Annotated in this window: 6 protein-coding genes; 2 read left to right on the top strand and 4 right to left on the bottom strand. The window is 50.8% G+C overall.

Annotation, left to right across the window (positions count from 1 at the left end; genetic code table 11):
* The first annotated feature begins 111 nt into the window (after positions 1–111).
* Together RSC70_RS20775 and RSC70_RS20780 are read left to right on the top strand one after the other, a co-directional pair.
* On the top strand, positions 112–570 hold the full coding sequence (locus tag RSC70_RS20775; protein WP_004091228.1) for a nucleoside deaminase: 459 nt from the start codon (positions 112–114) through the stop codon (positions 568–570).
* Positions 567–1,754, top strand: coding sequence for a cyanate transporter (locus tag RSC70_RS20780; protein WP_008815623.1), 1,188 nt, complete (start codon positions 567–569; stop codon positions 1,752–1,754). The genes RSC70_RS20775 and RSC70_RS20780 overlap by 4 nt, the downstream gene beginning before the upstream one ends.
* 50 nt (positions 1,755–1,804) lie before the next feature.
* Here RSC70_RS20780 and yicI read toward each other — a convergent pair whose 3' ends face one another.
* The 4 genes from yicI to RSC70_RS20800 form a co-directional block, all read right to left on the bottom strand.
* Complete coding sequence (gene yicI, locus RSC70_RS20785) at positions 1,805–4,129, bottom strand: alpha-xylosidase (protein ID WP_332543474.1); 2,325 nt, start codon at positions 4,127–4,129, stop codon at positions 1,805–1,807.
* Positions 4,116–5,573: a glycoside-pentoside-hexuronide family transporter gene (locus RSC70_RS20790; RefSeq protein ID WP_008815621.1), complete on the bottom strand. Its 1,458-nt coding sequence runs from the start codon at positions 5,571–5,573 to the stop codon at positions 4,116–4,118. The genes yicI and RSC70_RS20790 overlap by 14 nt, the downstream gene beginning before the upstream one ends.
* 190 nt (positions 5,574–5,763) lie before the next feature.
* On the bottom strand, positions 5,764–6,339 hold the full coding sequence (locus RSC70_RS20795) for a DJ-1/PfpI family protein (protein WP_008815620.1): 576 nt from the start codon (positions 6,337–6,339) through the stop codon (positions 5,764–5,766).
* Positions 6,340–6,354: 15 nt separating this feature from the next.
* On the bottom strand, positions 6,355–6,563 hold a 209-nt coding region (locus tag RSC70_RS20800; protein WP_332542898.1), incomplete at its 5' end, for a hypothetical protein.

Below are 6,563 nucleotides of genomic sequence, written 5' to 3' on the forward strand. Positions count from 1 at the left end.
AGGCGATCGAAACATTACACCGCAGCCCCACGAATTATCACTTCACACTATTATTCCCCTTCACTCTCGAATATTCTTACTCTGCTAACTTTTTATTAACAGGAGTCACGAATGTCTTCTCATGATGAGTACCTACAGCGCGCTTTAGCGTTGGCGGCGGAGAGCGTTGAGCAGGGCGGGCGTCCATTTGGTGCGGTAATCGTACGTAATGGAGAGGTTGTCGCCGAAGCGGTGAATACCATTCATCTTAACGGTGACCCAACGGCACATGCCGAGCTGAACGGCATTCGTGATGTTTCTACACGTCATGGTAGTACTGCGCTGCGTGAGTGTGTGGTCTATGCAAGCGGTCAGCCTTGCCCAATGTGCTTGAGTGCCATGTATCTGACCGGCGTGCAGGCGGTGTATTTCGCCAACGGTAATCAGGATGGGGAAGACTATAAACTCTCTACTGCAGCGATTTATCAGCAACTGCAGTTACCGTTAGAACAGCAAACTTTGCCAATCCATCATTTACCGCAGTTGAATGGTCGTAAGCTGTATGAACGTTGGGCGCAAAAGCAGTCATGAGCCAAACACAAAAGCATGGATTGATGTTGTTAGTTTTGGTGTTGATCGGCCTGAACATGCGCCCGTTGTTGACGTCTATTGGTCCATTGCTGCCACAGTTACGTGAAGCCAGTGGGATGAGTTTCACTGCCGTTTCGTTGTTAACCGCGTTGCCCGTTGTCGCGATGGGCGTTTTAGCGTTGGCAGGTGGTTGGGTTGATCGCCATTTCAGCGAGCGTAATAGTGTGGCATTGAGCCTGTTGGCCATTGCCGTGGGGGCTTTACTGCGGGAACTGGCACCGCAAAGTCTATTGCTGCTGAGCAGCGCGTTGCTTGGCGGTATTGGCATCGGGATTATTCAAGCGGTAATGCCGGCGGTGATCAAACGAACATTCCAGCGGCGTATGCCATTGGTGATGGGACTGTGGTCAGCGGCATTGATGGGTGGTGGTGGTTTAGGCGCGGCGCTAACGCCTTGGTTAGCTGAGCATAGCGACGTTTGGCATCGTTCTTTAGCATGGTGGGCGTTGCCAGCACTGGTTGCGTTAATCGGCTGGTGGCCGCAGAGTAAATCGCTCAACCAGCCGATAAAATCGTCGCAATTAGCGCAGCCATTGCGGCTACATCTTAGTCCACGCGCGTGGACGCTGGGCCTGTATTTTGGGTTGATCAACGGCGGTTATACCAGCCTGATTGCATGGCTTCCACCTTACTATATGCAGCTTGGTGCCACGGCACAGTTCAGTGGTAGTTTGCTGGCGTTGATGACGGTAGGGCAGGCGGCGGGCGCGCTCATTCTGCCTATGTTTGCGCGTAAACAAGATCGGCGCAGCCTATTAATGGCGGCGCTTACGTTACAACTGATCGGTTTCTGCGGATTTATCTGGTTGCCACTCCAGATGTCGGTACTGTGGGCGGTAGTGTGCGGTTTTGGGCTCGGTGGTGCTTTCCCGCTGTGTTTGGTTCTGGCTCTCGACCATTCACCTCAGCCAGCTATTGCGGGGCGTTTAGTGGCCTTTATGCAAGGTATTGGTTTTATCGTCGCCGGGCTATCGCCGTATCTTTCCGGTTTACTGCGTAGCTTAAGCGGTAACTTCCTGCTGGATTGGATGTTCCATGCAGTGCTGGTGGTCGGACTTATGCTGCTGACGCTGCGCTTTGTTCCGTCACATTATCCACGAGAATGGGCACTGAGCCGCCATTAAAAAATCGCCAGCGTTTAAAGCGCTGGCGATTGTCTTTGGCGTCAAAACGGCTATTTCAAGGAGACCGTCAGCTCGCTGCAGCCTTGCTGTGGGATAACAATAATGCCCATTTCGTCAGACTGTACTGAACCGTTAGTCGCGGCACTCACACTGTGAATATTGCGTAAGCACAGACTCCAGTTGCGCGCGTTACCTGTGCTGCTGACATGGAGTTGCTTGCCTTCACGTCGTACGCTAAGCGTGAACTGAGTACTGCCGTCGGCGGCAGGGATCACCGCTTGAGCCAGTGCGCCGTCTTCTAGGACGAACAGGTGGAAAACAGTGCCGTCGGCATAGTCGTAATCTGGTTTCTGGCTATTATTTCCAATCGCAATCAGGCTATTTGGGCGAACATATAGCGGCAGGCTGTTGAAGTCATGGCGCTCTTTACGCCAGCCGCCGGTGACTTCTTGGTTAGTGTACAAATGTGTCCAACGCCCAGTCGGCAAGTAGACGCTAACGTCGCCGTTTTCGCTGAATACCGGTGCAACCAGCAGCGAATCTCCCAACATGTATTGGCGATCCAGATAATCACAGCCAGGATCGTCTGGGAACTCTAGCATCATGGCGCGCATCACTGGTGAACCCGTATCCCTTGCCTGCGCAGATGCGGCATACAGATACGGCATCAGGCGGCATTTCCACTCAGTGAAGAAACGCACCACGTCGCAGGCTTGGTCATCATATGCCCATGGCACACGATAAGATTTACTGCCGTGCAAGCGACTGTGGCTGGAGAGCAAACCAAATGCGCACCAACGTTTGTAGACGTGAGCTGGCGCGGTATTTTCGAATCCGCCGATATCATGACTCCAAAAGCCAAACCCAGACAACCCTAGCGACAATCCCCCACGCAGGCTTTCAGCCATGGATTCATAGTTGGCGTAGCAGTCGCCGCCCCAGTGAACGGGGAATTGCTGTGCGCCCACGGATGCCGAGCGTGCAAACAACACCGCCTCATCTTTACCCAATGTCTGCTGCAAGACTTCGTAAACTAACTTGTTGTAAATAAAAGCATAGTGGTTATGCATTTTTTGTGGACATGAACCGTCATGCCATACGACATCTGTCGGGATGCGTTCGCCGAAATCGGTTTTGAAGCAATCCACTCCCATATGAATCAGGCGTTTCAGATGGCTGGCATACCAGTCACAGGCGGCTGGATTAGTGAAATCGACAATTCCCTGTCCTGGTTGCCATTTATCCCACTGCCATACGTCGCCGTTCGGGCGTTTAAGCAGATAGCCTTTTTCCATCCCCTCTTTGAACAGCGGAGATTTTTGTCCAATGTAGGGGTTAATCCATACGCAGATTTTTAACCCTCGCGCTTTCAAGCGTTTGAGCATGCCTTGCGGATCGGGAAAGGTTTCTGCATCCCATTCAAAATCACACCATTGGAATGCCTTCATCCAGAAGCAGTCAAAGTGGAATACGTGTAGCGGCAGATTACGTTCCGCCATGCCGTCGATAAAGCTATTGACGGTTTTTTCGTCGTAGTTAGTGGTGAATGAAGTCGTTAGCCATAGGCCGAATGACCACGCAGGCGGCAGTGCTGGGCGGCCTGTTAGACGAGTATAGCGATCGAGAACCTGTTTCGGCGTTGGGCCGTCAAAGATCAGATATTCCAGATATTCGCCTTCCACACTGAACTGCACTTTCGAGACTTTTTCTGAGCCTATTTCAAATGACACGCATTCGGGATGATTCACCAGCACGCCGTAACCGCGGTTGGTTAAGTAGAATGGAATATTTTTGTAGGCTTGTTCGGTACTGGTGCCGCCGTCTCGGTTCCAGGTTTCAACGTTTTGCCCGTTTTTCACGAAAGCAGTGAATCGTTCACCTAAGCCATAGACGGTTTCACCGACGCCTAAATCGAGACGCTCATACAGATGTGTTTTGCCCTCTTTAGCGTTCTGAACATAGCCATTGGATTTTGCTACGCTGCCAGTAATACGTTCGCCACTGCGTAGAAAGTCTAACGCCCAGTTTTCACCTTTGGTGACTCGCACGCTGAGATTTCCGCTATGCAGCGCGGCAAAACTATGGGTGTCTTCCATCCGAATGAGATGTTCGGTGGAGTGAGTTAAGGGATACTGTGGCCCGCGTTCCACTCGTCCAGCAAAGTGTGCGATGCGTACACCGATCACGCCTTCCTGCGGGGAGAAGAAACGCAGCGTAAACAACGGTGTGTCTAGCTGTGCAGAACGAACGCTCGCGTCGCGTGGGGCGGCATAGACGATCATCTCACGGTCATGTTGTTCCACCTCGAATACATATAATGGGTGGATTAGGCTGAGTCCTTCTTGGATGAGCCAGTTACCGTCACTGATTTTCATGACTTAAGTCCTCTGATGTCTTCATCTCTTGATTAAATTCTTGTTCGTTACGGCGTACACCTGCGGCTAGCTCTTTTAGGATGCGATTGATGAAAGGAGTACGTAGGGTGTAAAGGCGAGCCGCAATCACGGCGCTAAGGAAGTAGCAAATGGCTGGAACCAGCGTGAATAGGGCAATAATGCTGGCCATGGTGGCGCTATTTTGGGTTGCTGCGCCGGATTGGTAGCCTGAGCCCGCGAGCATCCAACCAATCAACGCACCGCCGAGTGCCAGACCCAGTTTTAGAACGAATAACGTACCGGCAAAGCTGATCCCTGTGAGACGTTTTCCGCTTTTCCATTCGCCGTAATCAACCGTATCGGACATCATCACCCACTGAATTGGGGTGACCAACTGATGCAGGATGCCGATGATAAAGATGAATACAAACATGGTGATATTCGCGCCGATAGGTACAAAGAACATCGCTACGCTCAATACCGTTAAAATCGCGTTGGTCCACCAGAATACGCTTACTTTGCATTTCCAATCAGTCAGTGGCTTGGCAGCAGCGCTGCCAAAAAGATTGCCAACGCAGTAAACGGTTAAGAACACGGTAAATACGGGGGGATTGTGAAGTAGGGACAGAAGATTAAACAACGCTGAGCCTTCTGGTGGAGCACCAAGCACATAGGTGACGTAGTACATCATTGCCCCTCCGCGCACAGACACCGCCAAAATATTAAAGATGGTTAGCAGGCCGACGATACGCCATTGATCATTGCGCATGATGTCTCTGAGATCTTCACGCATGCTGCCCTGAATCGCGCCTTCATCGCTAATACGTTCTTTGGTGGTAGCGAAACAGATAGCCAACATGAATACAGCGACAAGGGCGAGTATCGCAATCCCTCCTTGAAAACCGAAAGCCTGATTGCCTTTACCGACGAAATTGACCAGTGGCATCATGAGTACGGTACTTAGCATGCCGCCGGCGGTCGCCAGCACGAAGCGATAGGACTGTAGGGAAATACGCTGTGTTGGATCGGCAGTGATAACGCCGCCTAGTGCGCAATATGGAATGTTGACGACGGTATACATAAGCGTTAGCAGCGTATAAGTACATGCGGCGTAAACCATTTTTGCCGTTAGGCTAAGATCTGGCGTGCTGTAGGCGAAGACACAGACGATGCCGAATGGAATGGCGGCGAATAGCACATAGGGGCGAAACTTCCCCCAGCGGGTACGGGTGCGATCGGCCACCAGACCCATGACGGGGTCGGAAATAGCATCCAGCGCTCGAGCCACTAAAAACATGGTGCCAACGAAGCCGGCTGGAATACCAAAAATATCCGTATAAAAAAACATCATGTAAAACATGACATTATCAAAAACGATATGGCTAGCGGCGTCGCCTAGCCCATAACCGATTTTTTCCCGCATTGACAGAATATGGTTGCTCATATATCCCTCTGAGGCGCATCTAGTGTGAATTCAATACGCCATTTTTAGAGCAAGGATATATCGCTAACCATTGTGTTTTTTGGTTCTGAAATTATGTTTTGTGTTTTATGTGATCAAGGTAACCGGTTTTGAAACAGAGTTATTATAGGGAAAGATGAGACGCAGTTAAGTTATTAGCTGCGTCTATATTTTAGGCGCGCGTACGCCAGAAATCGTAATAGATGTGGTCTACCTGAAAATCAACGTTGGCACTATCGCCGGTCAGCTTCCAGCCTAGATGGAAGGCAAAATCAAAGGCGACGCCCAGACCTTTACCACTCAGTAAGTTGCCGTCTTCAACGATCTTTTCATCCACGTATATACCGTCTTTCACATCCTGATAAAGCTCGCCTGAGCAAGTATAGCGGCGCCCCTTGAGCAGATGATTACCGCCCAGTACGCGGGCAGCGGCAGAACAGATGGGGCAAATCCATTTCCCTGCTTCGTCGTGGCGACGAATGAATTCAACCACTAAGGGGTTCGCGGCAAGATTAACGGTTCCTTCTGGCCCGCCGGGGATCACAACGGCGTCGAAGGTTTCATCCATATTGCGTTCCAGAAGTGCATCGGCAAACATCCGAATATTGTGGTAGCTGGTGATTTCCAACATATCTTGGCAGGCTAACGTGGTGACGCTGATATTAAGGCGGCGCAGCACGTCGATGGTCATGATAGCTTCAGCTTCTTCAAATCCTTTAGCCAACAATACAGCGACTTTCTTAGACATGGTATCTCCTGCAAATTAGGGGCGGTTATTTATGCAGCGAAGAGTACCAAACTTGTACCGATAAAAATAAAACGATGTTTTGAATATGCCATGGGCGTCGCGAAACAAGGATTTATCCTTTAGCATTGCAGGGATTTCGGGGTATAATTGCCGACTCTCTCGATCTCCTAATGGAAGATCATCGTCCCCGGTGGGGCGGCTGGACTTCAAATCCAGTTGGGGCC

Origin of the sequence: Hafnia sp. (genome assembly GCF_036648275.1) — a bacterium.
Lineage (GTDB): Bacteria > Pseudomonadota > Gammaproteobacteria > Enterobacterales > Enterobacteriaceae > Hafnia > Hafnia alvei.

What these genes read in the sequence shown, in the direction of transcription:
- RSC70_RS20795 (WP_008815620.1), bottom strand. Translation starts at nt 6,339, where the DNA reads ATGTCTAAGAAAGTCGCTGTATTGTTGGCTAAAGGATTTGAAGAAGCT.
- RSC70_RS20780 (WP_008815623.1), top strand. Translation starts at nt 567, where the DNA reads ATGAGCCAAACACAAAAGCATGGATTGATGTTGTTAGTTTTGGTGTTG.
- RSC70_RS20790 (WP_008815621.1), bottom strand. Translation starts at nt 5,573, where the DNA reads ATGAGCAACCATATTCTGTCAATGCGGGAAAAAATCGGTTATGGGCTA.
- RSC70_RS20775 (WP_004091228.1), top strand. Translation starts at nt 112, where the DNA reads ATGTCTTCTCATGATGAGTACCTACAGCGCGCTTTAGCGTTGGCGGCG.
- yicI (WP_332543474.1), bottom strand. Translation starts at nt 4,129, where the DNA reads ATGAAAATCAGTGACGGTAACTGGCTCATCCAAGAAGGACTCAGCCTA.